This window comes from Variovorax sp. Varisp53, from assembly GCF_059491555.1.
The window spans coordinates 5,790,990-5,807,360 of the sequence record NZ_CP168512.1 but is presented as its reverse complement, the minus strand read 5'-3'; the positions used below and the strand labels follow the sequence as shown (position 1 = coordinate 5,807,360).

Genomic DNA, 16,371 nt, shown 5'->3' with positions numbered 1-16,371 from the left:
CCTCATTCAAGGTCAAGGAGACAGCCACCATGAGCAGCCCAATCACCAACCACCAGGTCCGCCTCGCCAAGCGCCCCGAGGGCGCGGCCACGCGCGAGAACTGGAAATTCACCACCGAACCCGTCGGCGAGCCGGCCGAGGGCGGCGTGCTGGTCAAGACGCTGTCGCTGTCGCTCGACCCTGCCATGCGCGGCTGGCTCAACGACGCCAAGAGCTATATCCCGCCCGTGGGCATCGACGAAGTGATGCGCGCCGGCGGTGTCGGCCGCGTCGTCGCCTCGAAGAACCCGCAGTTCGCGGTGGGCGACACCGTCTACGGCACGCTGGGCGTGCAGGAATACATCCTCATCCCCGAAGACCAGATCAAGCGCAACGGCCTGGTGAAGATCGACCTGCGCGTGGGCACCATCACCCAGTGGCTCAACGTGCTGGGCATGCCCGGCATGACCGGCTACTTCGGCCTGATGGACGTGGGCATGCCCAAGCCGGGCGAGACGGTGGTGGTTTCCGGCGCGGCCGGCGCGGTCGGCCAGACCGTGGGCCAGCTGGCCAAGATCAAGGGCTGCCGCGTGGTCGGCATTGCCGGCGGCGCCGCCAAGTGCGACTGGGTGGTCAAGGAGCTGGGCTTCGACGCCTGCATCGACTACAAGGCCGGCGCCGGTGCGGTGCGCGAAGGCCTCAAGACCCACTGCCCGAAGGGCGTGGACATCTATTTCGACAACGTCGGCGGCGAGATCCTCGACATGGTGCTGGCGCGGCTCGCGCGCAAGGCCCGCATCATCATCTGCGGCGCCATCAGCCAGTACAACAACGCCAACAGCATGCCCGCGGCCGGCCCGAAGAATTACCTGAGCCTGCTGGTGAACCGCGCGCGCATGGAAGGCATCGTGGTGTTCGACTACGCCGACCGCTATCACATCGCCATCGCCGAAATGGCCGGGTACCTGAAGGACGGACGCATGAAGAGCAAGGAAGACGTGGTGAAGGGCCTGGACACCTTCCCCGAATCGCTCAACAAGCTGTTTGCCGGAGAGAACTTCGGCAAGCTGGTGCTGCAGGTGGCCGACGAATAGTTTCCCGAAGCCGGGTGTGGTGCTTTATTTCACGGGTATTCGAAGAAGACTATTAACTATAGTTAATCGCCACTAACTTCGTTCATTTTGCGTCCTTGAGTCAATAGACTGCGCCTGCCTTGCCGAAAAGCAGGTAGTCAATCAGTCATATCAACACTCAGGGAACGCAAAATGCAAAAGACCATCTTCGTCAAACTCGCAACGCTGGCCGTGGCCGGCATGCTGTCGCAAGGCGCTTTCGCCGCCGACGGCACCGTCAACTTCACCGGTGAAATCGTCGACGCGCCCTGCTCGATTTCGCCCAACAGCCAGAACCTGACCGTGCCGCTGGGCAAGGTGTCGCGCACCGTGTTCGGCACCGTCACCGGCACGCCGCCCGTGAGCACCGCGACGATCGGCAAGAAGTCCACGCCCGCCAACTTCACGATCGACCTGCTGGGTTGCGGCGCGACCGCCAAGGGCGCGACCGTGACCTTCTCGGGCACCGCCGACCTCGACGACGCCAGCTATCTGCGCGTGGCCAATGCCGGCCAGGTGGGCGTGGGCGCGGCTTCGGGCGTGGCGATCGAGCTTGGCGATTCCGCCGGCACCAAGATCGCGCTGGGCTCGCCGTCCGGCGAGTACGTCCTGGGCCTCGGTGACAACTCGCTGAAGTTCCAGGCTGCGTACGTCGCGACCCGGACGGCCGTGACGGTCGGCCCGGCCAACTCGGTCGCGCAGTTCACGGTTGCCTACAAGTAAGTAGCGCCCTTCGCCGGCGCCGAGCCCGGACCCCGCGTCCCCGGCCGGCGCCGGCATTTCCCTCTTTCCAGTTTTTTCCGGCGGTGCCGCGATGCGCCGCCGTGCCGGGGTGCGCGTGTTGCGCACCTCGCTCGCGCCAAGGACTTTTTCTCATGTGCAGCAACAATCGCTTCCGCTGGGCTCTTGCCGTCCTGCTGATGCTGGGTCTCCAGTGGCCGGCCGGCGCGGGCGTGATGCTCGGCGGCACCCGCGTGATCCTCGGTGAAAAGGACCGCGAAGCTTCCATTCCGGTGAAGAACACCGGCACCACGCCCTACGTGGTCCAGACCTGGATCGATGCCGGCGAAGGCAGGAACAAGACCCCGCTGCTCGTCACGCCGCCGCTGTCGCGGCTCGACCCCGGCATGGAAAACATCCTGCGCATCATGCGAGTGGGCGGCGAACTGCCGGCCGACCGCGAGTCGGTGTTCTGGCTCAACGTGAAGGAGATTCCCGAGAAGCCGAAGGAAGAAAACGTGCTGCAGATTGCGGTGCGCAGCCGCATCAAGCTGTTCTACCGGCCTTCGAAGCTCGCGGGCAAGCCCGAGGAATCGCGCGCCCAGCTCAAGTGGGCGGTCGGCGCCGGCGCGCAGGGGCAGGGCGCCGTGCTCAAGGTAGGCAACCCCACGGCCTATCACGTGACCTTCACCGCGCTGAACGTCAACGACGGCCAGCAGCTGATCAATGCCGACATGGTGCCGCCGTTCGGCGAAATGGCGTACCCGCTGAGCGCGGTGAAGACGCCGCAGGCGGTCCAGGTCAACTTCACCACGCTCAACGACTACGGCGGCGAGTCGCCCGAAGAATTCGTCAAGGTGCCCGCAGGTGCCGAGCCGGTGGCCGTGCAGGCCGAGCCGGTCCCGCTGCCCGCACGCAGTGCGAAGCCTTGAGACGCGAGGGACGAACCGCCATGCGTTGCTCACTCGCTTTCCACGCGCCGTTCCGGCTGACGATATGCGCCGCCTTGCTGGGCGCCATGGGCCTGCCCGGCCATGCGCAGCAGCAGGTGGCTGGCTCCAGCTTCAACGAAGAGTTCCTCGGCATCGGTGGCGACCAGCCGCATGCGGACCTGTCGCTTTTCTCCTTCGGCAACCGCGTGCTGGCCGGCAAGTACATGGTCGACGTGTCGCTCAACGAACGCGGCGCCGGACAAACCGAAATCCGCTTCGTCGAGAAGGACGGCAAGAACGACGCCGTGCCCTGCCTCACGCGCCCCATGCTCGACGACTGGGGTGTCAACGTGGCGGTGTTCCCCGCGCTGGCGAGCGCCGCGGACGATGCCTGCGTCGATCTGGCTGCGACCATTCCCGATGCGGCGTTCACCTATGACGGCGGCAAGCAGCGCCTGTTCGTCAGCATTCCGCAGGCGGCGCTGAAGCGCTCGGCGCGCGGCGCGGTCGGTCCCGAGAAATGGGACAGGGGCATCACCGCCGGCATGTTCGACTACCAGCTGAATTTCGCGCGCTACAGCGGCAACCGCTACCGCAACGATGCCAACCCCTTTGCGGTGCCGCAGAACGTGTTCGACGGCAACCCCTTTGCCGATCGCAACAGGAACACCCTCCAGCGCAACACCCTGTTCGCGGGCCTGCGCGCCGGCTTCAACCACGGCGACTGGCGCTTGCGCCACTTCTCGACCTACAACCGGGGCATCGATGGCCGCAGCCGCTGGCAGGGCATCAGCACCTACGCGCAGCGCGACCTCGCCTCCATCAACGGCCGGCTGTTGATCGGCGACGGCAACACGCCGGGCAACTTCTTCGACAGCCTGCCGTTTCGCGGCGTGCAGCTGTCGTCCGACGACGCAATGCTGCCCGACAGCCAGCAAGGCTATGCGCCCACCATCCGCGGCGTGGCGCAGACCAACGCACGCGTCACGGTGCGCCAGAACGGCTATGTCGTCTACAGCACCTTCGTGGCGCCGGGCCCGTTCGTCATCGACGACCTCTATCCGACCGCGTCGAGCGGCGACCTCGAGGTGACCATTGCCGAGGCCGACGGCCGGCAGACCCGGTACACCCAGGCCTTCTCGGCCGTGCCCACGCTGCTGCGCGAAGGCACCTGGCGCTATTCGGCCACCGCGGGCAAATACCGCAACGGCTATCACGGCGGCACACCGGGCACGCGGCGTTCCCTCTCGCAGCCGGCTTTCATGCAGGCGACGCTGGCGCGCGGCCTGGGCAACGAGTTCTCGCTCTACGGCGGCGCGCTGATGGCGAACATGTACCAGTCGCTGCTCGTGGGCGTCGGCAAGAACCTGCGCGATTTCGGGGCCGTGTCGGTCGACCTGTCGAGCGCGCGCACCACCGACCGCACCCCCGCCCACGGCGTGAGGACCTACGACGGGCAATCGCTGCGCTTCCTCTACTCGAAGGCCTTTCTCGATTCGGGCACCAATTTCCGCGTGGCCGGCTACCGCTATTCGACCAGCGGCTACCGCACCTTCCAGGAAGCGGTGCAGATGCAGGACCTGCAACCCTTCGAGTCGTTCAACAGCCGCCGCAACGAGGTGCGCTTCGAGCTGTCGCAGCAACTCGGCGACCAGGGCACGGTGTACGCGTCCGCACGCCAGCAGAGCTACTGGGGCACCACTGCCAAGGACCGGCTGGTGCAGCTGGGCTACTCGGGCAACTACAAGCAGTTCGGCTACAGCGTGTTCTACAACTACACCACCAGCCTGAACCGGCCGGCAAGCCGCCAGATCATGTTCACGCTGACCGTTCCGCTCGGCGACACCCGCGCCAGCGCCCAGTACGCCGTGACCCGCGACGGCGGCGGCCGCGTCAACCAGCAGGCCAGCGTCTATGGCTCGGCCTTCGACGACAGCCGCCTGACTTACAACGTGACGGCCGGCCATGCGAACCGGGGCGGCAGCGACAGCGGCAGCGCGGGTGCGAGTTACCTGTCGCCGGTCGGGCGTTTCGACGTCGGCCACTCGATGGGCCGCGGCTATGGCCAAAGCACCTTCGGCATGGCCGGTGGGGTGCTGATCCATGGCGGCGGTGTCACGCTGTCGCAGCGGCTCGGCGAAACCGTGGCGCTGGTGCAGGCGCCAGGGGCGCAGGGCGTGGGTTTCGAGTCGCAGCCCGGCGTGGCGACCGATTGGGCCGGCAATGCCGTCGTTCCCCACCTGACGCCGTACCGCCTGAACCGCCTGGCCGTCCGCACGGCCGATCTCGGCGACACGGTGGAGGTGAAGAACGCCGCGACCGAGGTGGTGCCCACGCGCGGCGCCGTGGTGCGCGCGAAGTTCGAGACCTCGGTGGGCTTCCGCCTGCTGATGACGCTGACCGACCCGGGAGGCCGCATGCTGCCCTTGGGCTCGAAGGTCGAGAACGAGGCGGGCCAGGAGGTCGGCATCGTCGGTCCCGAGGGGCAGGCTTTCGTCACTGGCGCAGGCAGCACCGGCCGCCTGACCGTGCGTTGGGGGACTGGCAAGACCGACCAGTGCGTCGTGCGCTACAGCCTTCCCGAAGAAAAGAACCCACCGCCGATCCACGAGCTGAGCGGCCAATGCGACGCCACCGCCACAGCCGCCCCCACGCCAAACGACAAACAACCAAAGGGAACGGAATGAGCCACAGCATTTCTTCTGGCCTCATGCGTATCGCCGTTGCGGCAGCGGTGGCGCTGCTCGGCGCGCAAGGCGCCTGGGCGGCGTGCACGCGCTACCCAGGCACGGCGGAGAAGTTCATCACCATGGACATGGGCAAAGTGATCATTTCCAATGATCTGCCTGTCGGAGCCGTGATTGCGAGGAAGGTGTTTCCTATTCCAACCAGGGGCACCGCGGAGTACATGTTCGACTGCACCCGTGGCGGCGGCACGCTCATCGGGGAGATGCTGCAGGGAGCACCCATGCCGAGCGATCCGACGACCTACTCGACGGCGGTGCCAGGTATCGGCATCCGCTTGTCGCGAGTGATCGACGCAACGCTGACCGTGAACTACCCGCACCGGCTTCCGCGTGGACCCGTCTACATCTACTTTCCGCTGGGAACGCAGTTCCAGGTCGAGCTGATAAAAACAGCGGCCGCTACCGGAAACGGGCCACTGGCCTCGGGGACCTATACCCGCTACCACGGTGACGGCGACGGTGTGTCGATGCTGACCACCGTGCTCTCCGGCAATGGCATCACCATCGTCACGCCGTCATGCTCGGTGGATCTGGGCTCCCGGAACATTTCGGTGCAGTTCGGAAGGGTGCCCCAGAGCAACTTCAAGGGCAGGGGCTCCACCACCGGAGACCGCAACTTCAACATCAAGCTCAACTGCCAGGCGGGGCAGAACATGCAGAACACCGTCCACCTGCGCATGGATGCCACGCCGGACCCGTCGAACGAACGAGGCGTGCTGAAGATCACGCAGGGCGGCACAGGCACTGCCACCGGCGTCGGCATCCAGGTGGTCGACAACCAGAGCCTGCCGGTCGCGTTCGGCGAAGACACGCTGGTCGGCCCATCGAAGAATGGCGACTATGTGCTGCCGTACACCGCGCGCTACTACCAGACGGGCAACAAGGTGACACCAGGGCGTGCGGACGGCACGGCCACCTTCACCCTCGACTACAAATAGCCAGCGCTCAGTTTTCGTCGGGGCGCATGGGAATGTCGCCCATCGCCTCGTCCTCGCGCAGGCCGCGCGCGGCCTTCAGCAGCTCGATCGACAGCCCTTCGCCGTGGCCCGCGAAACCCTTGGCGATGCCTTCGAGCACCGTCGACAGGCCGGTCTCGCCGTCGCTGCGCGCGTCCATGCTGATGTTCAGCACCCGGGCCGCCATCTGGCGGTAGGTGACGGCGCCCGCGCCCTCCAGCGCGGCCACGAGGTCGAGGTACAGCGCCAGGTTCAGGTCAAACACCAGCTTGGGCGTGATCTCGAAATCCTCGCTCTTGCTCTTGCTGTCCATGGGAATTGGCTCCTTTTTTTCCTTGGCCCCCACTCTAGCCAGAAAAATGCGGGCAATCCGTCGGATACAGCCTGATTCAGCGTGCGCGCGTGCCCATGATCGCGGCCAAGATGATGAGCCAGGCCGCGAGCGCGATGGTCCAGGTCAGCGGCCTGCCGGTGACGAGCAGCAGCAGCGCGGTCGAGCCCAGCGGCGTGATGTAGCTCAGGATGCCGATCTGCCGTGCGTCGCCGCGCTTGAGCGCCATGTCCCACACGAAGAAGGCCGCGCCCAGCGGACCGAGGCCGCACAGCACGAGCAGCAGCCAGTCGCGGCCCGACAGCGCCACGGAAGGTTCGAGCACCGCATGGCAGGCCAGCGAGAGCAGGCCCGAGACCAGCCCGAACAGGCCGATCGCCGAGGTCGGGAAGGCCGCGACGCGCTTCGTCCACAGCGAGTAGCTGGCCCAGACGAAAGCCGAGGCCAGCGCCGGCAGGAAGCCCCAGTAGCCGGCGACGGCCGTGGCGCCAACCCTTGCGCCGAGGATCGCGGCAGCCGCGCCCGCGAAGCCCAGCAAGCCCGCCACCAGGTGCAGCGGCCGCAGCGACACGCCCGGCAGCAGCACCGGCGCCAGCACCACCATGAGCAGCGGCCACAGGTAGTTGACCAGGTTGGCCTCGACCGGCGGGGCGTAGCGCAGCGCGATGAACAGCAGGAAGTGATAGCCGAACAGCCCGTAGATGCCCAGCGCCAGCGTGCGCGGCGGCACCTTCCATGCGCGGCGGTCGCGCAGCACGAGCGGCCAGCTCGGCACGCTGCCGATGATGAGCGCGAGGCCGGTGAGCAGGAACGGGGGCAGGTGGGACAAGGCCGTGCCGAGCGAGGCGAGGGTGGTCCAGAGCGCGATGGCGAGAAGGGCGTAGACGGTCGACGACATGGAGGCCGAGGCTATGCGATGAGGTCGTCGTGCAATGACGGTTCGTCGTCGCGCAACGACGGTATTGGGTCTTGCTCCTTCCCCCTCTGGGGGAAGGTCGGGATGGGGGCAGGCCTTGGAGCAGGTGCTGCGCCGTTTTCGACGCCGCCGTGCCCCCACCCCGGCCCTCCCCCAGCGGGGGAGGGAGAAATGCCGAAGTCAGCGCCGAAGCGCTGCCGTGAGCGCCGATGGCGAGCGATAGCCCGTTAGGCGCGCCGTTTCGGCCACGCTCATTCCGCCGAGCCGCAGCTCGCGCGCATGCGCCAGCCGCAGCGAGCGCAGCCAGTGCATCGCGCCCATGCCCTGTTCGTCGCGGCAGCGCTGCGCGAACTGGCTCGGGCTGAGGCAGGCGGCACCGGCCAGGTCGGCCACGCCCAGCGGTTCGTGCCAGCGGGCGCGGGCCCAGTCGGCGAGCACAGGCCAGTCGATGCGACGGCGGCGTGAATCCGAATGAGAGAGCGGCGCGGGGTTCCAGGCCTCCAGCAGCAGCGCGGGCCCGTTATGCAGGGCCAGGGCCGAGGCCTGCGGCTGCCGCAGGCATTGCGCCAGGTAGCGCGCCAGCGTGTGCAGCTGCGGCGCGTCGGGCGGTGCGCGCTCGGTGCAGCGGGCCCATGCCGTGTGCGTGGTGTCGAGCACCAGGCACACGCTGCCTTGCTTGCGCGCGCTGAAGTCGTGCCGTTCGCCGGGTGCGACCACCTGCGCCTCGCCCACGCCGACGCCGGCACCGCGGCCTTCCACTTCGATCTCCAGCACGCCGTCGAGGCCGATCAGCACCTGGAAATGGTCGTGCGCGTGGCTGCCGTGCGAGTCGCCGTAGTTGCGCAGCGAGAGTGCGTGGCTCGTCGGCAGGGAAGAGGCAGGGGTGTACATGTTCTTGCGTATTGTCCGCGCAGCCTCTTCGAGGCGGACAACTGCCGGCCTTCAGGCTCCTGAAGGCGCGCGCGGCGCCATCAACCGAGCCGCAGCAGCACCGCCGACGCCGCGCACACGATCAGAAACGGAATGCTGATGCGGTGGAACTCGCGCAGCCCGTGCGGCACCTTGGCCAGCCGCAGTGCGATCAGGTTGGCCAGCGAGCCCAGCACGCAGCCGAAGCCGCCCACGCTCACGCCGGCCGCGAGCGCGGGCAGGTCGTGCACGTAGCGGTCCAGCAAGATGGTGGCCGGCACATTGCTGATGAATTGCGAGGTGACGATGGCCGCGAAGTACGCGCGCCAGCCTTCGGCAATCGGCCACTGTCCCACGGTCGCGGCCACGGCCGGCAGCTCGGCGAGCTGGCGCAGGTCGACGAACATCAGCGCGATGATCGCCAGCAGCGCCCAGTCGACATCGCGCAGCACGCGGCGCTGGAACAGCAGGTAGGCGCCGAACACCACCGCCAGGCCCGCCAGCAGCCAGTGCCGGTCGAGCGCGACGACGAAGCCCACGAACAGCACGCCCGACAGCGCCAGCAGTTGCGGCCGTACCGCGGTGGGCTCGGCGGCGGGCTTGAGCGCGATCGGCGTTCGCGGCGCCAGCAGCCACACGGCCACGACCAGCCAGAGCAGCATGACGAGCACCGTGGGCGCCATCATGGCCATGAAGCCGCCGAAGCTCTCGCCGGTGCGGTGCCACAGGTACAGGTTCTGCGGATTGCCGATGGGCGTGAGGGCAGAGCCCGCGTTCACCGCCAGCGCTTCCAGCACCACCAGCCGCGCCAGCGGCAGGTGCGCCTGCGTGGCCAGCACGCGCGTGAGCGGCACCAGCAGGAACAGGCTCACGTCGTTGGTGACGAGCGCCGACAGCACGACGGCGGTGGCGGTGAGCAGCAGCGCGAGCTGGCGCAGGTCGGTGGTGCGTGCGAGCAGGCGCTGCGCGGCCGATTGCAGCATGCCGCTCCTCTCCACCCCCTGTGTGATCGCGAGCAGCCCGGCCAGGGCTCCCACGGTCTGCCAGTCGACCAGCTGGAGCCAGTCCATCGGTGCGCGCGGCCGCAAGAAGGCGAACACCACAGCCACCACCAGCAGCACCCAGAGCAGGCCATTGCCGCCGCTTTCGTGCGGCAACGGGGCGTTGTCGTCGGGGGAGGCAGGAGGCAGGGCGGGCGCAGTGTCTTTGGTCATGGGGCGGTGGTGGTCAGGGCGGAGGCGGCCGGCGCGTTCGCGGGAGAAGAACGAGGCCGGTGGCGAGTTTCGGGCATTGCCAGGGCAAACAGCGTCAGGGCACCGGCCGCAATGCCCGCGAGCATGACAAATGCGGTGCCTTAGCGGGCCTGGTGCGCGACCGTGCCCGCGACCAGGTTGCTGAGCGCAGCGCCCAGCCCCACGCAGGCCCCACCGAGGCCGAGCGCAAAGTTGAAGTGGCCGCTGCCGCGCGTCAGGTCGCCGATCATCAGTGTGAACATGGCGCCGAAGATGGCCGCGCCGATGCCGTCGAGCACCTGCAGCGCCAGCAGCACGGCAGGGCTGTCGGCCAGCAGGTAGAGCAGCCCGCGCACCGGCAGCACCGCGAAGCCGACCAGGAAGATCGGCTTGCGCGCGAGCCGCGGCGCCCAGCGCCCGACCGCGAGGCCGATCGGGATGGTCACCAGCTGCGTGACGATCACGCCGCCCGAGAGCCACAGCGTGGCCGAACTGCCGGACTGCTTGCCGACCTTTTGCGCCACCAGCGTGAGCATCGCGGCATTGGCCAGGTGGAACAGGAAGGCGCAGGCCAGCAGCACGAAGAGGCGATGGTCGTGCCAGCGCGCCGTGGAGGGTGCACCGCCGGCCTGCGCATCGGCGCCGCGCGCAAGGCGCAGGTCGATGTCCCGGTGGCGGATGGCGAGCGCCGCCGCGATGGTCGGCAGCGCCATCGCCACCGCATAGAAGAACATCGCATGCGGCCCGAAGGCATGGCCCACCCAGCCGGTGCCCAGCGCCCACAGCACCGTGCCGGCCGCCGTGATCGCGACGTTGCGGCCGACGCGGGCGTCCAGCCCCGCACGGCCCACCATGCCCAGGCTGGTGGCGGCGATGGCGGGCGCAACCAGCGTGCCGGCCGCGCCGATCAGCGACTGTCCCGCGAGGATGACGCCGTATCCCGGCCAATTCGCCATGACCACGAGGCAGCTCGCGATGAGCGCGATGGCCCCGGCGATCCAGCGCGGCTTGTGCCGCACGCTGTCGATCAGCGCGCCGGCCGGCGCCTGCATCGCCAGCCCGACCAGCGCCGAGACGAACATCACGGTGCCGATGCGCTGCGGATCCCAGGCCAGCGTGCCGGCCATGAAGACGATCAGGAACGGACCGACGCCGCCCTGGATGTCGGGCGCGAAGAAGACGAGCGCGTCGAGGGCGCGCAGGCTGCGGCGGGAGGGAGCGGTGGTGGTCATGGCGGGCCGGTGCGAGGGATCAGGAAGCGGGCGCCGGCGCCGGCGGAGGCGGCATCATCATCGGCGCGGCGGGCGGCATGGGACCGGCGCCGCGCGGACCCCAGGGGACACCGGCCCCGCCGAACACTTCGCGCACCGTGTCGGCGCTCGGGCCGAGGCTCGTCGCTTCCAGCGCGGTGCCTTGTGCGCCGCGCGTGCCCCAGCCGCGCGCATGCAGCTGCGCGCCGGGTTGCAGCTGGGCGCCGTACATCGCGCCGATGTGCGGCGGGAAGCGCACGATGGTCTTGTCGGCGAGCACCACGCCGTGCACGTCGCCGCGGTCGGTGTACAGCAGGCGCTCGATGCGGCCCCCCGCCGACATGGCGACGAGCGTGCCCGGGTCGCGCAGCGGCGGCGGGGCCATGCCCGGCATCGGCGGCTGGTCGGTTACGCTGCGGCCGTTGGCGCCGATGGTCTGCGCGCGCACCACCGGCACGCTGGGGGCGCGCCAGCCGCTGACCTGCACCGTGTCGCCGGGCCTGAGCATCTGCATCATGGCGGCCGAGAGGTGCGGTGGAAAGGCGACCTGCGTGCCATCGGACAGCAGAAGGCCATCGGCCTCGCCGTTCGGGTTGATCAGCCATTGCTGCACGCGGCCGGTGGCAACCATCTCGGCCTGAAATGCGATGGCGCCGTGCGGCGGGGGCATGGGTCCGTGCGGCGGCGCGGGTGGCCGTTGGGCGAAGGCGGCGCTGCCGGCCAGCAGGCAGGCGGCGGCGGTGAGGGCGAGGCGGGAGGTCATGAGCGGTTCCTTGTGGAATGGAGACCCCATGGACATCTCACACAACGTGCCAGCGCATGAACCCTTTGAAATCAATGACTTGCGCGCGCCGTGTGGGCGGCAGCCGCATGATCCGGGGACACCAGGCGTCCGCTTTCCGGACGCTTCGCCTCAGTCGATCCCGTACTGCGTCAGCTTGCGATAGAGCAATTGACGGTGAATGCCCAGGCGGCGTGCGGCCTCGGCACGGTTGCCCTGCGTCTGGGCCAGCGCGTGGGCGATCAGCAGGCGCTCGAGCTTTTCGACGGCGGCGGGCAGTTCGCCTTCGAGCCACTCGGCCGGCACGGTGTCGGACGCTTCGCCGCGTGGCGCGGCCCCGGGTCCGATGGCCAGGTCCGCCGCGCCGATCACGCGGTGCCGTACCAGCGCATGGCAGCGCTCCATCACGTTGCGCAGTTCGCGCACGTTGCCGGGCCATGGGTGGCTCAGCAGCCGTTGCGCGGCCTCGGCCGACAGCGCCTTCGGCGCATCGGATGCGGCCGCGCGGCGCAGGAAGTGCTCGGCCAGCGGGATGATGTCGGCCAGCCGCTCGCGCAGCGGCGGCATGCGGATCGACAGCACGTCGAGCCGGTACAGCAAGTCTTCGCGAAAGCGCCCCTCGCGCACGGCGGCGGCCAGGTCGCGGTGCGTCGCGGCGATCACGCGCACGTCGACCTTCACCGTCCGGTGACTGCCCAGCGGCGTGACCTCGCCCTCCTGCAGCGCGCGCAGGATCTTGGCCTGCACGTCCAGTGCCATGTCGCCGATCTCGTCGAGCAGCAGCACGCCGCCATCGGCCGCGCGAAAACAGCCGGGGCGCTCGCCGGTCGCGCCGGTGAAGGCGCCGCGCACGTGGCCGAAGAGTTCGCTTTCGAGCAGCTCCTTCGGAATCGCCGAGCAGTTGACGGCCACGAAAGGCCGGTCGGCGCGGGCCGAATGGCGGTGCAGCGCGCGCGCCACCATTTCCTTGCCGGTGCCGGTTTCGCCGAGGACCAGCACCGGCATCGCGCTGGCGGCGGCCAGGCCGATGCGCTTGTGCACCTCGCGCATCGCGTGGCTCGGGCCGATCAGGTCGCTGCCGTCGTCGTCCTGCGGCACACCGGAGGGCGACGCTGCCGCGTGCTGCTGCAGCGCGCGTTCCAGCACCTCGCGCACCGCCTCGCGGCTGATCGGCTTGGCCAGGTGATCGAAGGCGCCCAGGCGCATCGCCTCGATGGTGTTGCCCGCGCTCGCGAACGCCGTGAGCACGATCACCGGCGGCAGGCGCACTAGGGTGGCCTGCATGGCCGCGAGCGTCTGCAGGCCGTCCATGCCGGCCATGCGGTGGTCGAGGAACACGGCGTCGAAGCCCTCGCGCGATGACGACAGCGTTTCCAGCGCCTCGGCGCCGCTGGCCGTCGCCACCACGCCGTGGCCGAGGCCTTGCAGTGTTTCGGCGAGCGTGTCGCGGAAGGCGTTGTCGTCGTCGACGATCAGGAGGTGCGCCATGGAAGCTCCAGTTCGAAGCGGGTGCCCGGTTGCATGGGCACATGATGCAGCTCGCCGCCGTGCGCCAGCGCCACTTCGCGCGCCAGCGCCAGGCCCAGCCCGGTGCCGTCGGCGCGGCCGGTGGCAAAGGGCTCGAAGAGGCTGGCCTGCAGCGATTCGGGTACGCCCGGGCCGTCGTCGTCCACGCGGATGAGCAGCATGCGCGCATCGGGCTGCACGACGGACAGCACCACATGGCCGCCGCGCGGCGCATGGCGCACGGCGTTGTCGAGCAGGTTGTCGACGGCACGCGCAAGGTGCACCGGGTCGAACACGGCACTGGCGGGCAAGTCGTGATGCAGCGAGATCTGCACGCCGCCCGCCGCTGCCTTCGGCGCGACGGCGGCCACGCGCTCTTCGAGCCAGCGATGAAGCGCCACCTCGGCCGGTGCGAGGGCCACCGGCTGCACCAGCGCGAGCAGGCTTTGCACGAGGCCGTCGAGCCGGTCGATCTGCCCGACGATGACCTGCAGCGCCTGGCCCTGCCGCTCGGGCGCGGCGGCCAGTGCGTTCTCGGCCTTCAGCCGCATCGTGGCGATCGGGTTGCGGATCTCGTGGGCGATACCGCCGGTCATGCGGCCGAGTGCCGCCAGGCGCTGGTCGCGGCTGTGCTGCTGCGCGGCCGCGCGCACGTTCATGCGCGCCTCCTCGAAGCGCAGGCGGTAGCGGTTGAAGCCGTCGACGATGCGGTCGAGTTCGCGCACGCCGGTGCGCGGCAGCTCGGGCATGGCATCGCCGTCCGCATCGGCCTGCGCGAGCCGGGTTTCGAGGCGCTGCACATGGCGCAGCCCGCGTCGAAGGATGAAGCCGAGCCAAAGGCCCGACGCCAGCACCAGCGCCAGCAGGACGCCCAGGCCGGTGCGCAGGCTGTCCTGCGCGGCCAGCGCGCCGCTGCTGGTGCGAGTCATGGTCCACGCCGCCAGGTCGTTGCCCGGCGCGGCCAGCGGGCAGGCCGAGACGATCAGTGCCTCACGGCTGCCGCGCACCACATCGGTCTGCGGCTGCCGGGTGCGCGTCGCGAGCTGCGCCAGCTCGGCGATCAGCGGCTGCTCGGCCGCGGGCACGTCGCGCTTGACGCCGCTGCCTTCGTAGGTGGGGTAGGCATAGGCCAACTGCCCGCCGGCGGCCTGCCACACGCCGCCCTCGACATGGGGCGCCTCGATCAGCACCAGCTGCAGCAGCACCTGCAGCAGATCGACCTGCGGCTGCGCCGAGGAAGGTGCGGCCGCCGACCTGGCATAGCGCGCCGCGATCGCGCGGCACGACTGCTCGGTCGCAGCGCGCCCCGCAGCCACTTGCGCGCCGGCACTGCTGCGGTAGAGCGTGAGCATCACCACGGCCAGTGCGGCGCACATGCCGAACAGAAGCACCCAGAAAAAGACCAGCTGACCGCGAAGGGATTTCATCCACCGCGTTCACGCAGTTCGCGCTTGAGCACCTTGCCGATGGCGCTGCGCGGCAGCTCCTCGATGAAGGAGAGCCGTGCCAGGCGCTGCGTCTTGCCGAGCTGGGCGTTGGTCCATTGCAGCAGCGCGTCTTCGGTGGTGCTGTCGCCCTCGCGGCGCACCACGAAGGCCACCGGCGTTTCGCCCCATTGCTCCGACGGCACGCCGATCACGGCCACATCGGCCACCGCCGCATGGCCGCGCAGCACGGACTCGAGGTCGCTCGGGTAGATGTTGAAGCCGCCGCTGATGATCATGTCCTTCTTGCGGTCGAACAGCGTGAGAAAGCCGTCGGCGTCGAATCGGCCCACGTCGCCGGTGCGGATGAAGCGCTTGCCGGTGGCATCGAACCATTCGGCCTCGCGCGTCTTCTCGGGCTGGCGGTGGTAGCCGGTCATCATGCCGCCCGAGTGGCCCACCACCTCGCCGGCCACCTCGGTGTTGCCGCGCGGCAGTTCGTTGCCTTCCTCGTCGATCAGGCGGATGTCGCTGCCCTCGGCGGGCTGGCCTACCGTGTGCAGCTTGGTCGGGTTCAGGTGTGCTTCCAGGATGCAGGTGCCGCCGCCCTCGGTCATGCCGTAAAACTCGATCAGCCCGCCGGGCCAGCGCTTGAGCACGTCGGCCTTGAGCGCGGCGTTGAAGGGCGCGCTGGTGCTGAACTTGAAGCGGAACGACGACAGGTCGTGCGCGTCGAAGCGCGGATGCGCCATCAGCCGCTGGTACTGCACCGGCACGAGCATGGTGTGCGTCACGCGGCGTTGCTCGGCCAGCTGTAGGTAGCCGAGCGCGTCGAACTTGGGCATCAGCACCACGCAGCCGCCGAAGGCGATGGTGGGGAAGAACACCACCAGCGTGGTGTTGGAGTACAGCGGCGTCGACAGCAGCGTGACGGTGTCGGGACCGTATTCATATTTGGCGCCGCGCTGCACGTGGGCCCAGCGCATGCCGTGGCCCTGCACGATGCCCTTGGGCTCGCCCGTGGTGCCCGACGAATAGATGATGTTGAAGGGCCACGAAGGCTGCGTCTCCACAGCCTTGGGTTGCGCACCTGCCGGCGCGAGCCAGCTTTCGATGTCGCGGCCCACGTTCGAGCCGTCGAGCGCGACGCGTGCAATGCCGCCTTCCTTCGCCGGCCCGATCACCTCGGCGGCCGAGGCGTCGCTGAACAGGATGCGCGCATCGGCGTCCTCGATCATCCGGGCCAGGCTGGCGGGCGTGGAGCCGGGCGCCAGCGGGGCCACCGCGACGCCCGCGCGCAGCGCGCCCAGGAACACCGCCGCGTAGTTCACCGACGACGAGGCGCAGATGGCGATGGCATCGCCGGGCTGGAGCCCGTCGCGCTGCAGGCTGGCCGCGACGCGGTCCATGAGCGCGTCGAGTGCGCGGTAGTCCAGCGTGCGCCCGGCATCGGCCAGCGCGGCGTGGTCGGGCGTGTGTTGCGCATGGAGGCGGACCAGATCGGCAATGGCGCCGAAAGCGTGTTCCATTTCGGCTTGAACGGCAGGGTGCGTTTGCAAGGTCATTCCTTCTTCTT

The 16,371-nt window shown here is 69.1% G+C and carries 14 protein-coding genes; 5 read left to right on the top strand and 9 right to left on the bottom strand.

The features are described from left to right. Positions 1–29 precede the first annotated feature (29 nt). The 5 genes from ACEOAB_RS27215 (at position 30) to ACEOAB_RS27195 (ending at position 6,428) form a co-directional block, all read left to right on the top strand. Complete coding sequence (locus ACEOAB_RS27215; RefSeq protein WP_413749777.1) at positions 30–1,073, top strand: NADP-dependent oxidoreductase; 1,044 nt, start codon at positions 30–32, stop codon at positions 1,071–1,073. 171 nt (positions 1,074–1,244) lie between these two features. Further along, complete coding sequence (locus ACEOAB_RS27210; protein WP_056589424.1) at positions 1,245–1,814, top strand: fimbrial protein; 570 nt, start codon at positions 1,245–1,247, stop codon at positions 1,812–1,814. Positions 1,815–1,966: 152 nt separating this feature from the next. Next, positions 1,967–2,743: a fimbrial biogenesis chaperone gene (locus ACEOAB_RS27205; RefSeq protein ID WP_056589421.1), complete on the top strand. Its 777-nt coding sequence runs from the start codon at positions 1,967–1,969 to the stop codon at positions 2,741–2,743. Between the two features lie 20 nt (positions 2,744–2,763). Next, on the top strand, positions 2,764–5,430 hold the full coding sequence (locus tag ACEOAB_RS27200; RefSeq protein WP_495653234.1) for a fimbria/pilus outer membrane usher protein: 2,667 nt from the start codon (positions 2,764–2,766) through the stop codon (positions 5,428–5,430). Next, the gene (locus ACEOAB_RS27195) at positions 5,427–6,428 is read left to right on the top strand and encodes a fimbrial protein (RefSeq protein ID WP_413749775.1); all 1,002 of its coding nucleotides are present in this window, start codon (positions 5,427–5,429) and stop codon (positions 6,426–6,428) included. The genes ACEOAB_RS27200 and ACEOAB_RS27195 overlap by 4 nt, the downstream gene beginning before the upstream one ends. A 7-nt stretch (positions 6,429–6,435) precedes the next feature. On the opposite strand, the gene ACEOAB_RS27190 is transcribed toward ACEOAB_RS27195, so the two are convergent. The 9 genes from ACEOAB_RS27190 to ACEOAB_RS27150 all read right to left on the bottom strand — a co-directional run bounded on the left by ACEOAB_RS27190 (position 6,436) and on the right by ACEOAB_RS27150 (position 16,324). Continuing rightward, entirely contained in the window at positions 6,436–6,759 is a 324-nt protein-coding gene (locus ACEOAB_RS27190; RefSeq protein WP_056589413.1) for a hypothetical protein, read from the bottom strand. A 76-nt stretch (positions 6,760–6,835) separates the two neighbouring features. Beyond that, the gene (locus ACEOAB_RS27185; protein ID WP_495653233.1) at positions 6,836–7,675 is read right to left on the bottom strand and encodes a DMT family transporter; all 840 of its coding nucleotides are present in this window, start codon (positions 7,673–7,675) and stop codon (positions 6,836–6,838) included. A gap of 198 nt (positions 7,676–7,873) precedes the next feature. After that, on the bottom strand, positions 7,874–8,584 hold the full coding sequence (locus ACEOAB_RS27180) for a helix-turn-helix domain-containing protein (RefSeq protein WP_495653232.1): 711 nt from the start codon (positions 8,582–8,584) through the stop codon (positions 7,874–7,876). Between the two features lie 80 nt (positions 8,585–8,664). Further along, positions 8,665–9,816, bottom strand: a complete 1,152-nt coding sequence (locus tag ACEOAB_RS27175; protein ID WP_413751288.1) for an SLC13 family permease — start codon at positions 9,814–9,816, stop codon at positions 8,665–8,667. Between the two features lie 140 nt (positions 9,817–9,956). After that, positions 9,957–11,066, bottom strand: coding sequence for an MFS transporter (locus ACEOAB_RS27170; protein WP_495653231.1), 1,110 nt, complete (start codon positions 11,064–11,066; stop codon positions 9,957–9,959). A gap of 19 nt (positions 11,067–11,085) precedes the next feature. After that, a complete protein-coding gene (locus tag ACEOAB_RS27165; RefSeq protein WP_495653230.1) occupies positions 11,086–11,847 on the bottom strand; it encodes a hypothetical protein in 762 nt (253 codons plus the stop codon). A gap of 150 nt (positions 11,848–11,997) precedes the next feature. Then, a complete protein-coding gene (locus tag ACEOAB_RS27160) occupies positions 11,998–13,353 on the bottom strand; it encodes a sigma-54-dependent transcriptional regulator (RefSeq protein ID WP_413750841.1) in 1,356 nt (451 codons plus the stop codon). After that, the gene (locus ACEOAB_RS27155; RefSeq protein WP_056589390.1) at positions 13,338–14,798 is read right to left on the bottom strand and encodes a sensor histidine kinase; all 1,461 of its coding nucleotides are present in this window, start codon (positions 14,796–14,798) and stop codon (positions 13,338–13,340) included. The genes ACEOAB_RS27160 and ACEOAB_RS27155 overlap by 16 nt, the downstream gene beginning before the upstream one ends. Then, the gene (locus ACEOAB_RS27150; protein ID WP_413750839.1) at positions 14,795–16,324 is read right to left on the bottom strand and encodes a class I adenylate-forming enzyme family protein; all 1,530 of its coding nucleotides are present in this window, start codon (positions 16,322–16,324) and stop codon (positions 14,795–14,797) included. The genes ACEOAB_RS27155 and ACEOAB_RS27150 overlap by 4 nt, the downstream gene beginning before the upstream one ends. Between the last annotated feature and the right edge of the window lie 47 nt (positions 16,325–16,371).

Excerpts from the sequence above, each read along its gene's own strand:
- ACEOAB_RS27215 (WP_413749777.1), top strand. The coding sequence starts at position 30 with ATGAGCAGCCCAATCACCAACCACCAGGTCCGCCTCGCCAAGCGCCCC.
- ACEOAB_RS27210 (WP_056589424.1), top strand. The coding sequence starts at position 1,245 with ATGCAAAAGACCATCTTCGTCAAACTCGCAACGCTGGCCGTGGCCGGC.
- ACEOAB_RS27205 (WP_056589421.1), top strand. The coding sequence starts at position 1,967 with ATGTGCAGCAACAATCGCTTCCGCTGGGCTCTTGCCGTCCTGCTGATG.
- ACEOAB_RS27200 (WP_495653234.1), top strand. The coding sequence starts at position 2,764 with ATGCGTTGCTCACTCGCTTTCCACGCGCCGTTCCGGCTGACGATATGC.
- ACEOAB_RS27195 (WP_413749775.1), top strand. The coding sequence starts at position 5,427 with ATGAGCCACAGCATTTCTTCTGGCCTCATGCGTATCGCCGTTGCGGCA.
- ACEOAB_RS27190 (WP_056589413.1), bottom strand. The coding sequence starts at position 6,759 with ATGGACAGCAAGAGCAAGAGCGAGGATTTCGAGATCACGCCCAAGCTG.
- ACEOAB_RS27185 (WP_495653233.1), bottom strand. The coding sequence starts at position 7,675 with ATGTCGTCGACCGTCTACGCCCTTCTCGCCATCGCGCTCTGGACCACC.
- ACEOAB_RS27180 (WP_495653232.1), bottom strand. The coding sequence starts at position 8,584 with ATGTACACCCCTGCCTCTTCCCTGCCGACGAGCCACGCACTCTCGCTG.
- ACEOAB_RS27175 (WP_413751288.1), bottom strand. The coding sequence starts at position 9,816 with ATGACCAAAGACACTGCGCCCGCCCTGCCTCCTGCCTCCCCCGACGAC.
- ACEOAB_RS27170 (WP_495653231.1), bottom strand. The coding sequence starts at position 11,066 with ATGACCACCACCGCTCCCTCCCGCCGCAGCCTGCGCGCCCTCGACGCG.
- ACEOAB_RS27165 (WP_495653230.1), bottom strand. The coding sequence starts at position 11,847 with ATGACCTCCCGCCTCGCCCTCACCGCCGCCGCCTGCCTGCTGGCCGGC.
- ACEOAB_RS27160 (WP_413750841.1), bottom strand. The coding sequence starts at position 13,353 with ATGGCGCACCTCCTGATCGTCGACGACGACAACGCCTTCCGCGACACG.
- ACEOAB_RS27155 (WP_056589390.1), bottom strand. The coding sequence starts at position 14,798 with ATGAAATCCCTTCGCGGTCAGCTGGTCTTTTTCTGGGTGCTTCTGTTC.
- ACEOAB_RS27150 (WP_413750839.1), bottom strand. The coding sequence starts at position 16,324 with ATGGAACACGCTTTCGGCGCCATTGCCGATCTGGTCCGCCTCCATGCG.